The 20,509-nt window shown below is 50.2% G+C and carries 19 protein-coding genes; 9 read left to right on the top strand and 10 right to left on the bottom strand.

Features of this window, described 5'->3' with window-relative positions:
- Positions 1–403: 403 nt before the first annotated feature.
- From hemG to UF06_RS02780, 3 genes are read right to left on the bottom strand one after another with little or no spacing between them, the layout of a single operon-like run.
- Positions 404–931, bottom strand: a complete 528-nt coding sequence (hemG, locus tag UF06_RS02790; protein WP_045569080.1) for a menaquinone-dependent protoporphyrinogen IX dehydrogenase — start codon at positions 929–931, stop codon at positions 404–406.
- 8 nt (positions 932–939) lie between these two features.
- Complete coding sequence (locus UF06_RS02785) at positions 940–2,397, bottom strand: TrkH family potassium uptake protein (protein WP_039440213.1); 1,458 nt, start codon at positions 2,395–2,397, stop codon at positions 940–942.
- 43 nt (positions 2,398–2,440) lie between these two features.
- Complete coding sequence (locus UF06_RS02780) at positions 2,441–3,064, bottom strand: YigZ family protein (protein ID WP_045569083.1); 624 nt, start codon at positions 3,062–3,064, stop codon at positions 2,441–2,443.
- Between the two features lie 271 nt (positions 3,065–3,335).
- On the opposite strand from UF06_RS02780, the gene fadB reads away from it, so the two are divergent.
- The 3 genes from fadB (at position 3,336) to UF06_RS02765 (ending at position 7,816) form a co-directional block, all read left to right on the top strand.
- Positions 3,336–5,507: a fatty acid oxidation complex subunit alpha FadB gene (gene fadB, locus UF06_RS02775; RefSeq protein WP_045569079.1), complete on the top strand. Its 2,172-nt coding sequence runs from the start codon at positions 3,336–3,338 to the stop codon at positions 5,505–5,507.
- A 12-nt stretch (positions 5,508–5,519) separates the two neighbouring features.
- Positions 5,520–6,683: an acetyl-CoA C-acyltransferase FadA gene (fadA, locus tag UF06_RS02770; RefSeq protein ID WP_045569078.1), complete on the top strand. Its 1,164-nt coding sequence runs from the start codon at positions 5,520–5,522 to the stop codon at positions 6,681–6,683.
- 152 nt (positions 6,684–6,835) lie between these two features.
- A complete protein-coding gene (locus tag UF06_RS02765; protein WP_045569077.1) occupies positions 6,836–7,816 on the top strand; it encodes an MDR family oxidoreductase in 981 nt (326 codons plus the stop codon).
- Between the two features lie 46 nt (positions 7,817–7,862).
- Here the strand turns inward: UF06_RS02765 and UF06_RS02760 are convergent, their stop codons facing one another.
- Positions 7,863–8,804, bottom strand: a complete 942-nt coding sequence (locus UF06_RS02760) for a LysR family transcriptional regulator (protein ID WP_045569076.1) — start codon at positions 8,802–8,804, stop codon at positions 7,863–7,865.
- A 152-nt stretch (positions 8,805–8,956) separates the two neighbouring features.
- Entirely contained in the window at positions 8,957–9,142 is a 186-nt protein-coding gene (locus UF06_RS02755; protein ID WP_045569075.1) for a hypothetical protein, read from the bottom strand.
- 125 nt (positions 9,143–9,267) lie between these two features.
- On the opposite strand from UF06_RS02755, the gene tusA reads away from it, so the two are divergent.
- Entirely contained in the window at positions 9,268–9,516 is a 249-nt protein-coding gene (tusA, locus tag UF06_RS02750) for a sulfurtransferase TusA (RefSeq protein WP_045569074.1), read from the top strand.
- A 31-nt stretch (positions 9,517–9,547) separates the two neighbouring features.
- Here the strand turns inward: tusA and UF06_RS02745 are convergent, their stop codons facing one another.
- The gene (locus UF06_RS02745) at positions 9,548–9,877 is read right to left on the bottom strand and encodes a LysR substrate-binding domain-containing protein (RefSeq protein ID WP_242401974.1); all 330 of its coding nucleotides are present in this window, start codon (positions 9,875–9,877) and stop codon (positions 9,548–9,550) included.
- 13 nt (positions 9,878–9,890) lie between these two features.
- Here UF06_RS02745 and UF06_RS02740 point away from each other — a divergent pair, with 13 nt between their 5' ends.
- Both UF06_RS02740 and UF06_RS02735 read left to right on the top strand, forming a co-directional pair.
- Entirely contained in the window at positions 9,891–10,430 is a 540-nt protein-coding gene (locus UF06_RS02740; RefSeq protein ID WP_226972463.1) for an NADP-dependent oxidoreductase, read from the top strand.
- A gap of 57 nt (positions 10,431–10,487) precedes the next feature.
- Positions 10,488–11,378, top strand: a complete 891-nt coding sequence (locus tag UF06_RS02735) for a DMT family transporter (RefSeq protein WP_045569072.1) — start codon at positions 10,488–10,490, stop codon at positions 11,376–11,378.
- 41 nt (positions 11,379–11,419) lie between these two features.
- On the opposite strand, the gene UF06_RS02730 is transcribed toward UF06_RS02735, so the two are convergent.
- Both UF06_RS02730 and UF06_RS02725 read right to left on the bottom strand, forming a co-directional pair.
- Positions 11,420–11,680, bottom strand: coding sequence for a hypothetical protein (locus tag UF06_RS02730; RefSeq protein ID WP_039422308.1), 261 nt, complete (start codon positions 11,678–11,680; stop codon positions 11,420–11,422).
- A gap of 148 nt (positions 11,681–11,828) precedes the next feature.
- Positions 11,829–12,383: a TMEM165/GDT1 family protein gene (locus tag UF06_RS02725; RefSeq protein WP_045569071.1), complete on the bottom strand. Its 555-nt coding sequence runs from the start codon at positions 12,381–12,383 to the stop codon at positions 11,829–11,831.
- Between the two features lie 419 nt (positions 12,384–12,802).
- On the opposite strand from UF06_RS02725, the gene glyQ reads away from it, so the two are divergent.
- The 3 genes from glyQ (at position 12,803) to UF06_RS02710 (ending at position 17,271) form a co-directional block, all read left to right on the top strand.
- Positions 12,803–13,720: a glycine--tRNA ligase subunit alpha gene (glyQ, locus tag UF06_RS02720; RefSeq protein WP_039428662.1), complete on the top strand. Its 918-nt coding sequence runs from the start codon at positions 12,803–12,805 to the stop codon at positions 13,718–13,720.
- Between the two features lies 1 nt (position 13,721).
- On the top strand, positions 13,722–15,803 hold the full coding sequence (glyS, locus tag UF06_RS02715) for a glycine--tRNA ligase subunit beta (protein ID WP_045569070.1): 2,082 nt from the start codon (positions 13,722–13,724) through the stop codon (positions 15,801–15,803).
- Positions 15,804–16,008: 205 nt separating this feature from the next.
- Positions 16,009–17,271 carry a valine--pyruvate transaminase gene (locus tag UF06_RS02710; RefSeq protein ID WP_045569069.1) on the top strand — a complete coding sequence of 421 codons (1,263 nt, stop codon included), beginning with the start codon at positions 16,009–16,011 and terminating at the stop codon, positions 17,269–17,271.
- 65 nt (positions 17,272–17,336) lie between these two features.
- Here the strand turns inward: UF06_RS02710 and UF06_RS02705 are convergent, their stop codons facing one another.
- Both UF06_RS02705 and gyrB read right to left on the bottom strand, forming a co-directional pair.
- On the bottom strand, positions 17,337–17,774 hold the full coding sequence (locus UF06_RS02705; RefSeq protein WP_045569068.1) for an Hsp20 family protein: 438 nt from the start codon (positions 17,772–17,774) through the stop codon (positions 17,337–17,339).
- A 303-nt stretch (positions 17,775–18,077) separates the two neighbouring features.
- Entirely contained in the window at positions 18,078–20,495 is a 2,418-nt protein-coding gene (gene gyrB / locus UF06_RS02700) for a DNA topoisomerase (ATP-hydrolyzing) subunit B (RefSeq protein ID WP_045569067.1), read from the bottom strand.
- Positions 20,496–20,509: the final 14 nt, after the last annotated feature.

The following is a 20,509-nucleotide window of genomic DNA, read 5'->3' as shown; positions in this document are numbered from 1 at the left end:
GAAAACTTGAATTGACTGTGCTCGATACCGAAGTATCAAATTGGTCACTCAGTTCATTGATAAATCTTTTGGATTATCATCAACGAGTGCCCACACAGATTGATAGGTTTATATTGTTAAAGAGCTTTCTTCCTGCTTCAGTGACTGAGTCACCGTGGAAGAGGCGGCCATTTTAGCGAGTTAAGTTTTTGTGTCAACCACTTTTTTCAAAACTTTTTCAGGTGAATCACCTGGCTAAAATGCCTTGCTGATTTGCCTTGGTTTCTTATGGAGCCTTGCCGTGTCAGCGAGGTGGCATTATAGAGATTGCGATCACATTGGCAAGCCATTTTTGCACTTTATTTTGCTTTTTTTGCCATTCGAGCAAAATAGCAACAAAAAGCCTCAAAACTGCACTTTATTTCTACAGCTGAGCAAACTTATCAGCAAAAACCCCCACTTTTTGCCAATTGGTATACTCTACTTCTTTGCTGGTGTCAGTTTCTCCTCCGGTTAACGTCATGATGAGTTTAATCATGTTGCGGTCAAACCAGTTGTAGCGAGGGTAGTAAAGCGCCCCAGCAAAAACACCAATTAACGTCGGCTGCCATGCTGATTTGCTGAGAAAAGTTTTGATATACACACTCCCTTCTGGCGTGTCTTTCCCCTGTTCCTCTTTTCTCGCCGTTAAGTTGACGCAGAAGAAAGCGGCTTTGCATTGCTGTAGTAAATCAATATGGCGTTCAATAAACTGGTAGAGCTTCTTATTCAGGTGGCCATAGCGAATCGACGCACCGATCAGCACTTTGTCATACTCCGCGAAGCGTATTTCATCCGCCTCGTGCAGATTGACCACGTCGCACTGATAACCTTGCAACTGCTTCTCTATATATAGAAGGATTTTTTTAGTTTGCCCTTCACGGGAAGAGTAAAGAAATAGCGCTTTTTTCATCATTTCCCCTAACTACGCCAAAAAGTCGGTGTTAACAGTATTAATAGCGTGAAGATTTCTAATCGGCCAAACAGCATCGAAACCACCAGTACCCACTTGGCTCTATCATTAACATCAGCAAAGTGCACCGAGACTTCTCCAAGCCCCGGGCCAAGGTTGTTGAGCGTGGCGGCTACCGCGGAAAATGCACTGAGTTCGTCCATCCCCGTTGCGATGAGCGCCAGCATACAAACGACAAAGACCAGTGCATAGGCGGAGAAAAATCCCCACACCGCATCAACCACACGTTGTGGTAGCGCATTGCCACCCACTTTGATGGTGTACACCGCACGTGGGTGAACGAGACGTTTCAACTCACGCGCACCTTGTAAGGTCAACAGCAAAATGCGGATCACTTTCATTCCGCCGCCAGTTGAACCCGCACAGCCGCCAATAAAAGAAGAGAACAGCAATAGGACAGGCAGAAACAGCGGCCATTCAGAAAATCCGGTGGTGGTAAATCCTGCCGTGGTGGATATCGAAACGGTCTGAAACAGCGCTTGGTCAAACGCATCATAAAATGAGCGGTAAGAGTGGTGGCTAAGCAGCAATAAAAAGCACACCACAAACAGCAGCACCTGAATAAAGATGAAGGCGCGGAACTCAGGATCTTTCCAGTAGTATCTCGGATGTACCCCGCCTGAGGCGAATGCCGCAAAGTGCAGGGAGAAGTTGCAAGCCGAGATCAGCAGAAAAACCACGGTAATCAGGTTTATCGCATAACTGTCAAAATATCCCATGCTCGCGTCATGGGTTGAGAATCCACCGATAGCGATAGTTGAAAAACTATGGCAGATCGCATCAAACACCGTCATGCCCGCCAACCAAAAGGCGCCAGCGCATGCAATGGTCAGGCTAAGGTAGATGTACCACAACGCTTTGGCCGTTTCGGCAATGCGAGGGGTCATTTTGCTGTCTTTTACCGGGCCGGGAATTTCGGCCCGATAAAGCTGCATACCACCGATGCCGAGTACAGGAAGAATAGCAACCGCTAATACGATGATCCCCATACCACCAAACCATTGTAGAAACTGCCGATAGAACAAGATCGCTTTGGGTAATTCATCAAGCCCGACAATCACCGTTGCGCCAGTGGTCGTCAACGCAGAAAAGGATTCAAAAAATGCATCGGTCACTGACACGTTTGGGTTATCAGCAATCAAAAACGGCAATGAGCCGGCGCTACCCAAAACCGTCCAGAAGAGGACCACTATAAGGAAGCCGTCCCGCGCTTTGAGCTCATGTTTATGCTTGCGGTTGGGAAACCAGCACAGCGCACCGCAAAATAGCAGCACAAAGAACGTCGTGACAAAAGGGACACCTGCACCATCTCGATACAGCAACGCGACCAGCGCTGGCGCTAACATGGTGACACTAAACAGGGCGAGCAGCAGCCCGACGATACGGATAATGGAACGAAATTGCATGGACGATTGAACTTTAAAGTCGACGACTTCCTGATTGTTATGTTTACTTCCCGTTTAACGGCGTGACCACGGCTCTCGCGCCGCTTTTATTAGTGACCATTTGAGTAAAGTCACGCACGTGTCTCACTTCAAGCTCAACGACAAGCACGACCTGTTCGCTGTACTGCGCTTGCACTTCCACTGCCGCAAACTGCTGCAGGAGAGATTGTGCGATTGGCATGAAAGCGTAGTCTAACTCTAGTCTGAGTTTTGTGGTTATTTTTTTCTCAATAGTTTGAAGCTGCTTGAGTGCTTGTTGCACGCCGCCTCCATACGCTTTGACTAACCCTCCAGTTCCAAGACGAATCCCGCCATAGTAGCGAGTCACCACAGCGCAGATCTCTCCCACGCCAGAGCCTGATAGTTGAGCCAATATCGGTTTTCCTGCTGTTCCCGAAGGCTCACCATCATCACTAAATCCCCACAACATTGAGTCTTCCGCCCGACCTGCGGCAAACGCCCAGCAATTGTGACGCGCATCGGCATGCTGCTGCTTGATCTGCTCGACAAACGCCTTGGCCGCTTCAACATTTGGCGCATGCGTCAAATAGGTAATAAAGAGGCTTTTTTTGATTTCTTCTTCAAAACGCACCGGTGCGGCGGGAATCAAATAAGGTTGCTCGTTCATGGTCGTCAATGCTGGGGATAAAGAGGCGGAGTGTAGCATGTAGCTGTTTTGCTCGCCGCATAAGATCTGCTCCACCGCACAATGTTAAACACTTGTTTAAAAAATGTATTGAAATTAGCCAATCTGCGATCCAAACTAGTTTCACTGGTCTAACCAGAATAACTATAGCAATGCTTTCCACTATGCCCAGAGGCCGAGAGTTGACGTTGTGCTCAGCGCCTTCCCTCTGGCAATACAGACAATCCAAGATTGTATGTCATGGAGATAGACAATGATTTACCAAGCCGAAACCCTACAGGTAAAGGAATTACACGACGGTATTGCAGAGCTGACTTTCTGCTCGCCAAATTCCGTTAACAAGCTCGACCTCGCCACGCTCGAATCCCTTGATAAAGCGCTGGATTCACTCAGCACCCATGCTGGTCTAAAAGGCCTCATGCTCACCTCTGATAAAGAGGCATTTATCGTCGGTGCTGACATTACCGAATTTTTAGGCCTGTTTGCCAAACCAGAAGAAGAGTTGGATCAGTGGCTACAATTTGCCAACAGCATCTTTAATAAACTTGAAGATTTGCCTGTACCGACCATTTCCGTTCTCACTGGCCACACGCTTGGCGGCGGTTGCGAGTGTGTACTTGCCACGGACCTACGCATTGGTGACGCTACCACCAGCATCGGTTTGCCTGAAACCAAACTCGGCATCATGCCCGGCTTTGGTGGTTGTGTACGTCTGCCTCGCGTGATCGGCGCCGACAGCGCAATGGAAATCATCACACAAGGCAAAGCGTGCCGTGCTGAAGAAGCACTGAAGATTGGCCTGCTTGATGCGGTGGTGGACAGCGCATCGCTGCGTGAATCGGCGCTCCACACTCTGACGCAAGCAATCAACGAACAGCTGGATTGGAAAACTCGCCGCACGCAGAAAACCTCGCCACTGACACTGAGTAAGCTAGAAGCGATGATGAGCTTCACTATGGCGAAAGGTTTAGTCGCTCAAGTCGCAGGGCCTCATTACCCAGCGCCAATGACCGCGGTACAAACTATTGAGCAAGGCGCTCGCTTCGCCCGCGACCAAGCACTGGATGTTGAACGCCAACACTTCATCAAATTGGCAAAATCGGAAGAAGCCAAAGCGTTAGTCGGCTTATTCCTTAGCGATCAATACATCAAAGGCATCGCGAAAAAAGCCGCCAAGTCCGCCAACAAAGAGACTGGCCGTGCGGCGGTGCTCGGCGCAGGCATCATGGGGGGCGGTATCGCCTACCAATCCGCGCTCAAGGGCGTGCCTGTCTTAATGAAAGACATCGCTCAAGGTTCGCTGGACCTCGGCATGACCGAAGCTTCCAAGCTGCTCAACAAACAGCTTGAACGCGGTAAGATCGACGGTTTCAAAATGGCCGGCATCTTGGCATCGATTACCCCTAGCCTGCATTATGCGGGTATCGAGAATGCCGACGTGATCGTCGAAGCCGTGGTGGAAAACCCGAAAGTCAAAGCGGCGGTATTAAGCGAAGTGGAACAGCAGGTCAGCGCCGAGACGGTGATCACCTCAAACACTTCGACCATTCCAATCAATCTGCTGGCCAAATCGCTCAAGCGCCCAGAAAACTTCTGTGGCATGCACTTCTTTAACCCAGTGCACCGCATGCCGTTGGTGGAAATCATCCGTGGCGAACACACATCGGACGAAACCATCAACCGCGTAGTCGCTTACGCAGCGAAGATGGGCAAATCGCCGATCGTCGTCAACGACTGTCCTGGATTCTTCGTTAACCGCGTGCTGTTCCCTTACTTTGGCGGTTTTAGCATGCTGCTGCGCGATGGGGCTGATTTCACCCAAGTGGACAAGGTGATGGAGCGTAAATTTGGCTGGCCAATGGGCCCGGCTTACTTACTAGACGTAGTCGGTATCGATACCGCGCATCACGCTCAAGCTGTGATGGCACAAGGTTTCCCTGAGCGTATGGGTAAACAAGGCCGTGACGCGATTGATGCGCTGTTTGAAGCCAATAAATACGGCCAAAAGAATGGCAGCGGTTTCTACAGCTACAGCATCGACAAAAAAGGCAAGCCAAAGAAAACCTTCAGCGACGCGATCTTACCTGTGCTGGCTGAGGTATGTGCAGAGCCACAAGCCTTTGACGAGCAAACCATTATTCAACGTATGATGATTCCGATGATCAACGAAGTGGTGCTGTGTCTGCAAGAAGGCATCATCGCGACACCACAAGAAGCGGACATGGCGCTGGTGTATGGCCTCGGTTTCCCTCCATTCCGCGGCGGCGTTTTCCGTTACTTAGATAGCGTGGGTATTGCCAACTTTGTCGACATGGCAAAACAGTACTCAGATCTGGGCGCAATGTACCACGTGCCTCAACTGCTAATCGATATGGCGAGCAAAGGTGACACTTTCTACGGCTCGCAACAGCAAGGTTCTATCTAAGGAGTGACCCCCATGAAAAACGTCGTAATTGTTGATTGTCTTCGTACCCCAATGGGTCGCTCGAAAGGTGGTGCTTTTCGTCATACGCGCGCAGAAGATCTCTCTGCTCATCTGATGAAAGGCATCCTAGCGCGCAACCCACAAGTTGACCCCAAAGAGATTGAAGATATTTACTGGGGCTGTGTGCAACAAACCCTAGAACAAGGTTTTAACATCGCGCGTAACGCCGCACTATTGGCAGGTTTGCCGATTGAAATTGGCGCAGTCACGGTGAACCGCCTGTGTGGCTCTTCGATGCAAGCGCTGCACGATGGTGCACGTGCCATCATGACGGGAGATGCCGAGATCTGCCTGATTGGCGGTGTAGAACATATGGGCCATGTGCCCATGACGCACGGTGTCGACTTCCACCCAGGCATGTCGAAAAACGTGGCGAAAGCCGCTGGCATGATGGGATTAACCGCTGAGATGCTGGGCAAGCTGCATGGCATTAGCCGCGAGCAGCAAGACGAGTTTGCCGCGCGCTCTCACGCCCGTGCCCAAGCAGCGACTTTAGAAGGCCGCTTTAAAAACGAAATTCTGCCAACCGAAGGTCACGCGGCGGACGGCACGCTGTTCACCTTGGATTATGACGAAGTGATTCGTCCAGAAACCACTGTCGAGGGGTTGTCGCAACTTCGTCCGGTGTTTGATCCTGCCAACGGCACTGTGACTGCAGGAACCTCTTCCGCGCTCTCTGATGGCGCTTCAGCGATGCTGATCATGAGCGAAGAGAAAGCCAACCAGCTTGGCCTCAAGATCCGTGCGCGCATCAAAGGCATGGCGATTGCGGGTTGCGATCCATCCATCATGGGTTATGGCCCAGTGCCAGCGACCCAGAAAGCGCTTAAACGAGCTGGCTTGTCGATTGAAGATATGGATGTGATTGAGCTCAACGAAGCGTTCGCTGCTCAGTCACTGCCTTGCGCCAAAGATCTCGGTCTGCTTGACGTGATGGATGAAAAAGTCAACCTCAACGGCGGTGCGATTGCACTTGGTCACCCGCTGGGTTGTTCTGGCGCGCGTATCTCGACCACGCTGATTAACCTGATGGAAGACAAAGGGGCGAAATATGGTTTAGCGACCATGTGTATCGGCCTTGGCCAAGGGATTGCGACGGTCTTTGAGCGTCCGTAATCTCGTCCACTAGTAAAACAAAGAGCGGCTTCGGCCGCTCTTAATCTATGCGCCAAACGCATTGTTATAATGCTAAAGTTTCATTTTAGTCATAGCCTAGTTCATTCTACACTTTACCTCGTTTTCAATTGCTGCAATGGGTGGAGAAACCTATGTTTAACGCTTTAGTCCTCAATCAAGAAGAGCAACGCACGCTGGCCACGATTGAACAAATCGATGAGTCGCAACTGCCATCAGGTGACGTACTGATTGCGGTGGATTACTCTTCGCTCAACTACAAAGATGGCCTAGCCATCACTGGCAAAGGTAAAATCATCCGCAATTTTCCGATGGTGCCGGGAATCGATCTGGCAGGCACTGTCATCGAATCACAACACGAGCGTTACCAAGCGGGTGATCACGTTGTCCTAACGGGTTGGGGCGTGGGCGAAAATCATTGGGGCGGGATGGCGCAACGCGCTCGTCTGCAAGCCGATTGGCTGGTGCCTTTGCCACAAGGCCTCGATAGCAAAAAAGCGATGATGATTGGCACCGCCGGCTTAACGGCGATGCTGTGTGTACAGGCCCTACTCGACGGCGGCGTCAAACCTGACGCTGGCGAAGTGCTGGTTACCGGTGCCAGCGGCGGTGTCGGCTCTGTGGCCGTTACCCTGCTGACTCAACTCGGCTACCAAGTGGCCGCGGTCACTGGTCGCGTTGAGCAAAACGGCCCACTGCTAGAAAAACTTGGCGCAAGCCGCATTATCGATCGAGCTGAATTTGAACAACCTGCCCGCCCACTGGAAAAGCAAGTCTGGGCAGGTGCGATTGACACCGTCGGCAGCAAAGTGCTGGCGAAAGTGTTGGCACAAATGGATTACAACGGCGTGGTGGCCGCGTGTGGTCTGGCTGGCGGTTTTGATCTGCCCACCACAGTGATGCCATTCATCCTACGTAATGTGCGTCTGCAAGGCGTGGACTCGGTGATGTGCCCAACCGACAAACGCATCGCGGCATGGGAAAAACTGGTGGCATTGCTGCCAGAGAGTTACTTTGAACAAGCCTGTACCGAAGTTGAGCTCGCTCAAGCCCCTAGCTACGCTGAAGCGATCACCAATGGCCAAGTCACGGGCCGCGTGGTGATCAAACTGTAGCTCCACCTTCAGTCAACCGAGAGCCAGCCAATCTGGCTCTTTTTTGTCAGTCTAACCCCATATCTTCAATGCGCTTGGCAATCAAACGGCCACACTCCTCTTTCACGATCGAGCGTAGCCACTCCTGCGCCGAAGAGTGTTCGCAGCGCGCATGCCAGATCATCGAATAATCGAACGGCGTAAATTGAAACGGCAGTGGCTTGACCACCAAGTCGTAGCGCTCTGCGACCAGATAAGCGAGATCGGCCGGTACCGTAATCACAATAGGTAAGGTGTCGACGATCGCCAAAGCAGCCTCGAGATGATAAGCGCGCAGCACCATTTTACGTGGCGGCTGAGCTTCGAGTGCTTGTTCAATCAACGCCTTAACACCGTCACTAATGGCAATCATGGCGTGAGGATAATAAAGATAATCCGCCAGACTCATCTCCTCATTAGCAAGTGGGTGTTGCTTGGAGAGCAAACAGAGCACGCCAACTCGGCCCAATACGTCACTGCGCAGCGGCTCCACCGGCCCCGTCGGGCGACAAATCGCCAAATCAGCCCCTTCATAAATCAACTGCTCGGCTAATCTTTCGTGCTGCAAAGGCAGAAAGTTAAACGATACATTCGGCGCTTCTTGATAAATACGCGGTAAGGCAAACGGCAAAATGGTCTGCATCGCATAATCTGTGGTGGCAATGGTAAACGTTTGGGTACAAAGATGGGGATCAAACTCAGACGGAGAAAGCAACTGACGTAATGATTCCAATGGCTCGCCGAGAGCACGGTCAATTTCGAGCGCTTTCTGGGTTGGGATCAAATGCTGGCCTTGACGGGTGAACAGCGGATCATCAAGTAGCTCGCGCAGCCGACCAAGCACTCTGCTCATCGCCGACTGGCTTAGGTTAAGACGCAAAGCAGCCTTGCTTACGCTGCTCTCTTCGATCAATACACGTAAGGCCACCAGCAAGTTTAAATCTCGGCGATAGATCTCTTCCAGTTCCACAATTAACCATGCTCATTGAAGGGATTAGCCTGTGATTGTACCTTTCAGGCAAAAAAAATCCCGCCTTTCAGCGGGGAAGCCCAAGAAAAATGGGGATAGTGTCGGAATGAAGTGTCGTTAAATAGGTGAGCGTAGCTTTGCAAACAAAAGCGCTAATTCTTCTGTTCTTCAGAGGCACCTGACCATAGGTGCATCTCAAGCCAAATCCCGATGATGGTCGCGCTCATGCCCAGTAAAGGCATCAATGAGGTCTCAGCTGGTGTTCTAAACACGAGAGCACAAAACGAGATAAAACACATAACCGAGTAAATAGTTAGCCTATCTAATGCTGTTAACATCGTGTTACTCCAGTTGTTACCAAATTGTTAATTCAAATTAATGCAAAACGACCTATTTGCCAAGTAATTATTGAATATTTTTTCTACGAACGTAGAATTCGTGCGGAATTTTGGAGAACCACACTATGATCTTTAATCCTGAACTGGCGACGAAAACCTTGGAAGCTGAAGGGCTGCGCTGTCCAGAGCCAGTAATGATGGTCAGGAAGACAATTCGTACCATGCAAGATGGTGAGGTGTTATTGGTGAAAGCCGATGACCCGTCGACCACACGAGATATCCCGAGCTTTTGCCGTTTTATGGATCACCAACTGCTTGCCGCGCAAACCGACCAACTGCCTTATCTGTATCTGATCAAAAAAGGGCTGGATTAACCCCTGCCCCTCACCACGCAAACAAGATGGCTTACTGCATCTCGTCGTCGCGCTCTGACAGCGCCATGGCGCACAGTGCACTGAAGAATTCAAACAGAGTCCGCAACTCTCGGTTATGGCATTGGTCCGGTTTGATCCCTAATTGAAACTTTACGCTGCGCTTTTGCTCACTCTCGAGATCCACCCGCACCAAACGACCATCATTGAGGTACGGTTGCACCAAATGTTGCGGTAGCCAGCCAAAACCGACACCATCGAGAATGCTATTTAATGCGGTACTTGGATGCGTCACTGTCAGACGCAAGTGCGAACCACGCCAACCACTATCCACATCTTGATTGCCCGAATCGCGAATCACCACATGACGAAACGCTTTGAGCTCCTTAACCGCTTGGCAAGCGATGCATCAGCTCGCCGAGATAGAACCGGGGCAATCGGTGCTGATCCACGGCGCCAGTGGTGGCGTGGGCAGTTTTGCCGTACAATTCGCTATGCACCTAGGCGCAAAGGTAACGGCGGTGGCTTCCACTGGCAATCACCCTTACTTGCAATCTCTCGGTGTTGAGCATGTGGCAGACTACCGCCAGCCAAACTACTTGCAGGCGCTCGGTCAGTTTGACTATGTGTTTGATGTGGTCGACAACGACACGCAAGGTATCTACGACACGGTAAAACCTTGTGGCAAATACATCTCTACTCTGAAAACTCATCAAATCCCCGCGCGCTACACCTTTGCTCATCAGCGGGTATTGGTAATGCCAAGTGGTGAGCAGTTGTCACACATCGGCGCTTTGATCGATCAAGGGGCGATTCAACTGCCCAGCATTCAACAATTGCCGCTCGACGCGGTAGCACAAGCACATGCCTTATCGGAAACTGAGCATGTTCAAGGAAAAATCGTCCTGCAGATCTAGTTTTGCAGGCATCGCCATCAAGGCGCATCTGCGCCTTGATGAAATGAAGGAGTCATCATGAAATATTTAATAATGCTGATCATGTGCGGCATTTTGTGGGGGTCGCAGTACGAGTTTAATCGCTTAGCACTGGAATCGATGCCAGCGATCTGGATTGCTGCGCTGCGTTCCAGTTTTGGTGCGCTGATCTTAATCGCCGCATGCTACTGGTTGAAATTGAAACGCACCTCTGGCCACTGGCCGATGCTGTTTGTTATCGCCACACTGGAGGCGACCCTGCCATTTCTTTTGGTGGCGTGGGGACAGCAGTCCACCCCCTCCAGCCATGCGGCAGTGATCACCGGCATGAACCCATTGCTGACTATTTTGCTCGCGCCACTGTTTTTACGTCACGCTCGTCTGGAAGCCAAATCGCTGCTGTGTGGCCTATTGGGTTTTGCCAGCTTACTCTACCTCTTCTATCCGCAACTGCACACGCCAGATGGGCAAAGCTTCTATGGCGCCGCGGCGATTTTTATCGCGACCCTCAGTTTTGCCTTAAGTTTAATTTTGGTCAAAAAGCTGGATAACTTACACCCAATCGTGGTCGCGCGTGATGTGATCGTGCTCTCTGCGATGCAACTGCTGCCGATTGCACTTTTAAGTAGTGAGCTGACGTTAAGCCACATCAGTATGTCATCGGCACTGTCTAGCCTTTATCTCGGTATTTTTTGCGGTGGTGTGGTCTACATTCTGTTTATGCAGCTCATCATGAGCAAAGGCCCAGCGTTTGCTTCGCTGAGTAACTATCTGGTGCCAACCGTTGGCGTGATACTGGCTGCCATCGCACAAGGTGGTACGATCGATAGCCGCACTTTGCTCAGTTTAGCGGGTATTTTGAGTGCCATTCTGCTGTTCCAATTCTGGCCAAACTCAGCTCCACCGCTTCGCAGTCGTCTCGACTCGTAGGTGAAATCAAAGCTGCTTCGGCAGCTTTGATTACTATGGCTTTATTGCTCATTTTCCAGCGCGCGCACTTGCGCTTGTAACTTATTGAGTTCTTTACGCATGGCACGCATCTCGTCGTGCATCGGGATGATGTGCGCGACGCGAATCCAAGATTCAACGGTCAATCCCGTTAGGATAAAAGTCCCTGCGACAATCGGCAGCCACATCTCCGTCAGTGCCATGGCCAACAGACACAGAGCCAAACCAAAGGTGAACAGATAACTCTGACTTTTTGCTGTCATACCCATATAACGTGTCAGCATATTGGTGCCCTCCCGTTTCAATTCACAACCTTAAAGTAGCATGCGCTGCATGACACGAATATGGCAGCGGTCACGCTCCTTAACGAATAAACACTCATTTAAGAACGGCCGCTGTTTCTGCGAGATTATCCGAAGTTAGACGCAAGATTTACCAAAAAGCGGCACCCAGTGCCAAAGCAACAAACAGTAGTGCAGTTACTTTGCGAATTAAGGCAAGGGGCAGTTTGTCTGCCGAGAGCTTACCAATCAGCACCACAGGCACATTCGCCAACAGCATGCCGATGGTGGTGCCGAGGATCACCCAAGTGAGCGCATCGGCGTATTGGGCACCGAGAATCGAGGTGGCGATTTGCGTTTTGTCCCCCACTTCCGCGATAAAAAACGCGATAAAACTGGCCACAAATGGACCTCGATTGGAAATCTCTTCATCGTCGTCGAGCTTGTCGGGGATCAGCACCCAAGCCGCCATCGCGAGAAAGCTCACCACCAGCACCCATTTCAATACTTCTGGTGACAGGTAATCGGCCACAACGACACCCAGCCACGCAGCCAAAGCATGGTTAGCAATGGTGGCAAAGAAGATCGCAGCAATGATGGGGATCGGTTTTCGATAGCGGCTGGCTAGCAGCAGGGATAATAACTGGGTTTTATCGCCAATTTCGGCTAAGGCGACAGTAGTAATAGAAATAGCTAAAACGCTCACGACATGCTCAATGGGGCAGGGATTATTATGTTAACCATAGACAAACCTCACGCCCCGCCCCGGTTCGTGATGATTTGTCTAAGGTCTTGCTAAACTCGAAGGGCTTCGAGTCTCGAACGCCATGGTGATTTGGCACCAATTATGTTGACGAACGAACCGGATGGAAATGGACCTCATCCAGTAAGCTACTCCCCAAAGACGAGCGCAATTCTAGCCAGCTTCCCCCACCATCTCAAGTGAGAAATTACACAAAAACTCCCTTTTAAGAAAATTTGGACGAATAAGCCAATAAATTTCCACTAAAGGGGAAATTTGACCACGAATTAATCAAGATTAGCTCTACTCCCATGCAGAATATCTGGGTATACTTGATCGTTATTTTTTATCACTCTAGACAGAAATTTCGCGCGAACCTGACTATGCAAAAATACGATATCAAAACCTTTCAGGGTATGATCCTCGCGCTGCAGGATTATTGGGCCCAACAAGGCTGTACCATTGTTCAACCATTAGACATGGAAGTAGGTGCAGGTACTTCTCACCCAATGACATGTTTACGTGCACTTGGTCCTGAGCCAATTGCTACGGCTTACGTTCAGCCATCTCGTCGTCCGACTGACGGCCGCTACGGTGAAAACCCTAACCGCCTTCAGCACTACTACCAGTTCCAGGTGATCATTAAACCGTCCCCAGACAACATTCAAGAACTGTACTTAGGTTCTCTGGAAGTGCTTGGCGTTGACCCGCAAGTTCACGACATCCGTTTCGTCGAAGACAACTGGGAAAACCCAACACTCGGTGCTTGGGGTCTTGGCTGGGAAGTGTGGTTAAACGGCATGGAAGTGACTCAGTTTACCTACTTCCAGCAAGTCGGTGGCTTAGAGTGCAAACCTGTTACCGGCGAGATCACTTACGGTATTGAGCGTCTGGCGATGTACATTCAGGGCGTGGATTCTGTGTATGACTTGGTATGGACAGATGGTCCACTAGGCAAAGTAACCTATGGCGACATCTTCCACCAAAATGAAGTTGAGCAATCCACTTACAACTTCGAACACGCCGATGTGGATTTCCTATTCACCTTCTTCGACCAGTGCGAAAAAGAGTGTAAACACCTGCTTGAGCTTGAAAAGCCGCTTCCACTGCCCGCTTACGAGCGTATTTTGAAAGCTGGCCACGCGTTCAACCTACTGGATGCGCGCAAAGCCATCTCAGTCACAGAGCGTCAGCGTTACATCCTACGTATTCGTAACCTCACTAAATCGGTTGCAGAAGCGTACTACGCATCTCGTGAAGCATTAGGCTTCCCTATGTGTAAAAAGGGTGAGGACAAATAAGATGGCAAAAGAATTTCTAATTGAACTCGGTACTGAAGAGTTACCACCAAAGCAACTTCGCACGCTAGCGGAAGCCTTTGCGGCAAACTTTGCAGCAGAATTAAAAGCCGCAGACCTTGCCCATGAAGGCATCAAGTGGTTTGCAACGCCACGTCGTTTAGCGCTTAAAGTCGCTAACCTTGCTGAAGGCCAAGCGGATAAAGTGGTTGAAAAACGTGGTCCTGCGATTGCGGTTGCTTTTGATGCAGATGGTCAACCCACCAAAGCGGCACAAGGCTGGGCTCGTGGTAACGGCATCACGGTTGAACAAGCCGATCGCCTAAAGACAGACCAAGGTGAATGGCTGCTTTACAAGCAAGAAGTGAAAGGCCAAGAAGCAAAAACTGTGGTTGTTGAACTTGCCGCAAAAGCATTGGCTAACCTGCCTATCGCCAAACCAATGCGTTGGGGTGATAAAGAAACTCAATTTATCCGCCCAGTTAAAACGCTAACCATTCTGTTCGGTGATGAACTTATCGAAGGTGAAATCCTTGGTGTGAGTTCTGCTCGTACTATCCGTGGTCACCGTTTCATGGGAGAGGCAGAATTTACTATCGATTCTGCCTCTCAATACCCAGCGATTCTGGAAGATCGCGGTAAAGTCATCGCGGATTACGATGCTCGTAAAGCTACTATCATCGCTGATGCACAAAAAGCAGCACAACAAGTTGGCGGTGTTGCTGACCTAGAAGATGACCTAGTTGAAGAAGTAACTTCACTGGTTGAATGGCCGGTTGTGCTAACAGCTAAGTTTGAAGAAAAGTTCCTCAAAGTACCTTCAGAAGCGTTGGTTTACACCATGAAAGGCGACCAGAAGTACTTCCCTGTCTATGACGCAGAGAAAAAACTGCTGCCTAACTTTATCTTCGTCTCTAACATCGAGTCTAAAGAGCCTCGTCATGTTATTGAAGGTAACGAGAAAGTGGTTCGTCCACGTCTTGCTGATGCCGAGTTCTTCTTCAACACTGACCGCAAGAGCAAACTGATTGATCGCCTACCTCAGCTAGAAACGGCCATCTTCCAGCAAAAACTGGGCACCATCAAAGACAAAACAGACCGTATCACTGAGCTTGCTGGCTACATTGCTGAGCAAATCGGTGCGGATGTTGAGAAATCAAAACGTGCTGGTCTGCTAGCTAAATGTGACCTAATGACATCAATGGTATTCGAGTTTACCGATACTCAAGGTGTGATGGGCATGCACTACGCGCGCCACGACGGTGAATCAGAAGAAGTGGCAGTGGCACTTAACGAGCAATACATGCCTCGTTTCGCTGGCGACAGCCTACCAACCAACGGAGTTTCTGCCGCGGTTGCGATGGCGGATAAGCTGGACACTATCGTCGGTATCTTCGGTATTGGCCAAGCGCCAAAAGGCTCTGACCCATTTGCACTGCGCCGCGCATCACTGGGTGTTCTGCGTATCATCGTTGAGTACGGTTACAACCTAGACTTGGTCGATCTAGTCGCGAAAGCGAAATCACTGTTTGCCCAAGAAGATGGCACTAGCCGTTTAACTAACGAAAACGTTGAGCAAGATGTGATTGAGTTTATGCTCGGTCGTTTCCGTGCATGGTACCAAGATGAAGGTTTCAGCGTAGACATCATCCAAGCGGTACTGGCTCGTCGCCCAACTAAACCTGCAGACTTTGACCAACGTGTTAAAGCGGTTTCTCACTTCCGTGAGTTGGATGCAGCAGAATCACTGGCAGCAGCGAACAAACGCGTGGGTAACATTCTGGCGAAATTCGAAGGCGAACTGCCAACTGAGATTGAGCTGTCTCTTCTTCAGGAAGATGCAGAGAAAGCGCTGGCTGAAAACGTTGAAGTACTCACAGAAGCGTTAGAGCCTGCATTTGCAACGGGTAACTACCAACAAGCATTGAGCCAACTTGCTGCGCTGCGTGAGCCTGTCGACGCGTTCTTCGATAACGTGATGGTCATGGCAGATGACGAAGCGTTGAAGAAAAACCGCTTAACGCTGCTTAACAACCTACGTAACCTGTTCTTGCAGATCGCCGATATTTCTCTACTGCAGAAATAACTCGACGTATCGCCAGATTTGTCGAATAAAATCGGCCAACTCAAGCCCAACTCCTCGGAGTTGGGCTTTGTTTTTCTGCTGTGCCAGATATTGTGCTTTGCCTCGCAATCACATTCAGGTATGTTCAATGTTTACTCGACCAGCCAGCAACGTACTGGCCTTTTAGGTACACAAAGCAATCACAATGAATTAGGTATAAAAACACATGCAGTTTTCAAAGTTTGGTGAAAAGTTTAATCAGTATTCCGGTATTACCCAGTTAATGGACGATTTGAATGATGGCCTACGCACTCCCGGCGCCATCATGCTCGGTGGCGGCAACCCTGCGGCCATTCCAGCCATGCTCGATTACTTTCATCAAGCCAGCGCGGACATGCTGGCCAGTGGCGAACTGGTCGCGGCCCTTGCTAATTACGACGGCCCGCAAGGCAAAGATGTGTTTGTAAAAGCCTTAGCGAAACTGCTCAAAGAGACTTACGGCTGGAACATCAGCGAGAAAAACATCAGCCTGACCAACGGTAGCCAAAGCGGTTTCTTCTACCTGTTTAATCTGTTTGCTGGCAAGCAGAGCGATGGGTCGCACAAGAAAATCCTGTTGCCACTCGCCCCAGAATACATTGGCTATGCCGACGCGGGGATCGATGAAGATATCTTTGTCTCTTACCGCCCTGAAATTGAACTGCTCGACAATGGCTTATTTAAATATCACGTCGATTTCGAACAGCTCAAAGTCGATGACTCGGTTGCCGCTATTTGTGCCTCGCGTCCGACTAACCCAACTGGCAATGTGTTGACCGATGAAGAGATCGCCAAACTGGATAAGCTCGCGCGAGAAAATAATATCCCGCTGATCATCGACAATGCCTATGGCCTACCGTTCCCGAACATCATCTTCGAAGATGTGCAGCCATTTTGGAATGAGAACACCATCTTGTGCATGAGCCTCTCCAAACTTGGCCTACCGGGTGTGCGTTGTGGCATCGTCATCGCCAGCGAAGAGGTAACGCAAGCGCTGACCAATATGAACGGCATTATTAGCTTAGCACCTGGCAGCATGGGCCCCGCGCTCGGCCATCATATGATCCGTCAAGACGATCTGCTGGCTCTGAGCTCACAAGTGATTAAGCCTTTTTACCAGCATAAGTCGCAGCGTGCGGTCGCACTACTGCAAGAGGCGATTCAAGATCCGCGTTTTCGTATCCACAAACCGGAAGGGGCGATTTTCTTATGGCTGTGGTTTGATGAACTGCCAATCACCACCATGGCTCTTTACCAACGCCTTAAAGCACGCGGCGTATTGATTGTGCCGGGAGAATATTTCTTTATCGGCCAAGAAGAGAGTTGGGAGCACGCCCATCAGTGTTTGCGCATGAACTATGTGCAGGACGATGAGAAGATGCAGCAAGGCATCGCGATCATCGCCGAAGAGGTGGCTAAAGCCTACCAACAAGGGTTAAGCGAGAAGTAGCGAGCTCGCCGATAAACGAAGAGCGCCAACACAGGCGCTCTTTTCTCATCTCAATCGGGTAAGATTTATCTGTTTTCCAGCAACTGGCCGTTACCGATAGCAATCTTACGCGGCTGCATCGCCTCGGGAATTTCACGCACTAAATCGATGTGCAATAGGCCATTTTCCATCGAAGCACCCACCACTTTCACGTAATCGGCCAACTGGAACTTACGCTCAAAGTCGCGCTCTGCGATGCCTTGATAAACGTAGTTTTTGCCTTCTTCCTCTTTGCGCTCGCCTTTAACAATCAGCAGATTTTCATTTTGCGTCAGATCAAGCTGCTCTTCGGCAAAGCCCGCCACCGCCATAGTGATGCGGTAGTTGTGCTCATCTTTCTGCTCAATATTGTATGGAGGGTAACCGCTTGAGCTGTTTTTCGCCGCGTTGGCTTCCATCAGGTTCAACAGACGATCAAAACCAATCGCGTTGCGGTACAGTGGTGTGAAATCTACATTACGCATAATTCTATCCTCTTCATTTAAGCAATAGTCTTGCCCAGTAATGGTCGGGCGAAGAGTTCCAAAACACCATTCCTCTCAATCGGGACATGGGTGGAACAGGTTGTCAGTCTTGACCCAGTTCATCCTCAACAGAGCGATGTGGGTCGTGGGAAAAGGCCCTTACGGCGCCTTCACTGACAGATATAAGGACGAGCAAAATCGCTTTCAAGAGTAAAAAGAAAATTTTTTAACGAAGAAAATAACAGGCATAAAAAAGCGCGGGCATGTGACCCGCGCTTTATTTGAGCTAGAAAAGAGGCTTGACTAGACGTCAAGGTTGGCCACTTTCAGTGCGTTGTTTTCGATAAACGCACGACGCGGCTCAACTTGGTCACCCATCAGTGTGGTAAACAACTCGTCAGCACCCACCGCATCTTCGATGGTCACTTGCATCATACGGCGCGTTTCTGGGTCCATGGTGGTTTCCCATAGCTGATCAGGGTTCATCTCACCCAAACCTTTATAACGTTGCAGGCTCAGACCACGACGCGACTCTTTGATTAACCAATCCAACGCCGCTGCAAAGCTGCTGACTGGTTGCGTACGCTCACCGCGTTTCACGTAAGCGCCCTCTTCAATCAGACCATCGAGAGCTTCGGCCATTTCCGCCAGCTTCTGGTACTCTTTCGAGTTGATCAGATCCACGCTTAGTGGGTAGTTGTGCATCACACCGTGAGTGCGCACCACAATCTTCGGCTGGTAACGATCTTGCTCTGCATCGTGCTCGACTTCAAAGCTGTATTGGCTTGCGCCCACTTCTTTCGCATTGAGCTGCTCAACCAACTGCGCTGTCCAAGCAGAGATAGCCGCTTGATCGCTAAATTGCGCTTCACTCAGGCGTGGCACATAAATCAATTCATGAATCAGTGCACGTGGGTAACGGCGGCTCATACGATCCACCAGCTTGATGGCCGCATTGTACTGCTGCACCAGCTTCTCTAGCGGCTCACCCGCCAGCGCAGGCGCGTCGGTATTGACATGCAGTTCGGCGTTATCCAGTGCCAAAGCGATTTGATACTGGTTCATCGCCTCTTCATCTTTGATGTACTGCTCTTGCTTGCCTTTCTTCACTTTGTACAGTGGTGGCTGAGCAATGTAGACATAACCACGCTCAATCAGCTCAGGCATTTGACGATAGAAGAAGGTCAACAGCAGCGTACGGATGTGCGAACCATCGACGTCCGCATCGGTCATGATGATGATGTTGTGGTAACGCAGTTTATCTGGGTTGTACTCGTCGCGGCCGATACCACAGCCTAGAGCAGTGATGAGGGTCGCTACTTCCTGCGAAGAGAGCATCTTGTCGAAACGTGCTTTCTCTACGTTGAGGATCTTACCTTTTAGCGGCAGGATGGCTTGGTTCTTACGGTTACGGCCCTGCTTGGCGGAACCGCCCGCAGAGTCACCCTCCACTATGTAGAGTTCAGACAACGCTGGATCTTTTTCCTGACAATCCGCCAGTTTGCCCGGCAGACCAGCTAAATCTAACGCGCCTTTACGGCGAGTCATCTCGCGCGCTTTACGCGCCGCTTCACGGGCACGCGCTGCATCGATGATTTTCGAACAGACTTGTTTTGCTTCGCTTGGGTTTTCCGCTAAGAAGTCAGCCAGTTTCTCATTCATGGCTGATTCAACCGCTGATTTCACTTCAGAAGAAACCAGTTTGTCTTTGGTTTGGCTGGAGAATTTTGGATCGGGTACTTTCACCGATACCACGGCGGTTAAACCTTCACGCGCATCATCACCCGACGTTGCCGCTTGCGCTTTCTTCGAGAAGCCTTCTTTGTCCATGTAGCTATTCAGGGTGCGAGTCAACGCACCACGGAAACCCGCCAAGTGGGTACCGCCATCGCGCTGCGGAATATTGTTGGTAAAACAGTAGATGTTTTCTTGGAAACCATCGTTCCATTGCATCGCCACTTCCACCGAAATACCGTCTTCACGTTCCATGTTGAAATGGAACACTTTTTCATGGATGGGTGTTTTGTTGCGGTTGAGGTGAGTGACAAACGCTTGAATACCGCCTTCGTACATGAAGTGGTCTTTCTTATCTTCTTCGCGCTCGTCCAGCAGTTTGATCGACACGCCCGAGTTAAGGAAAGAGAGTTCACGCAGGCGCTTGGCGAGAATTTCGTAGTGGAATTCGATGTTGGTGAAGGTTTCAGCGCTTGGCCAGAAACGCACCGTGGTACCGGTTTTTTCGCTCTCACCAACCACCGCCAGCGGCGCTTGCGGCACACCATGATGGTAAGTTTGTGTATGAATATGGCCGCCACGGTAAATGGTCAGCAGCACCTTTTCAGACAGCGCGTTGACTACCGACACGCCCACACCGTGCAGACCACCGGAGACTTTATAGGAGTTGTCGTCAAATTTACCGCCGGCGTGCAGTACAGTCATGATGACTTCTGCCGCAGACACTTTCTCTTCAGGGTGCAGTTCGGTCGGAATACCACGACCGTCATCGCTGACAGAAACCGAATTATCCTCATGAATCGTGACTACGATGTCTTTACAGTGACCTGCCAATGCTTCATCAATTGAGTTGTCCACCACCTCGAAAACCATGTGGTGCAGACCGGTGCCATCATCGGTGTCACCGATGTACATACCCGGACGCTTACGAACCGCATCCAGACCCTTCAGTACCTTAATACTTGATGAATCGTAATTATTCGACATGAGTTACTCTCTCA

It is taken from the genome of Vibrio sp. S234-5 (assembly GCF_000960595.1).
Taxonomy (GTDB): Bacteria; Pseudomonadota; Gammaproteobacteria; order Enterobacterales; family Vibrionaceae; genus Vibrio.
This window is presented reverse-complemented; position numbering and strand designations above follow the sequence as displayed.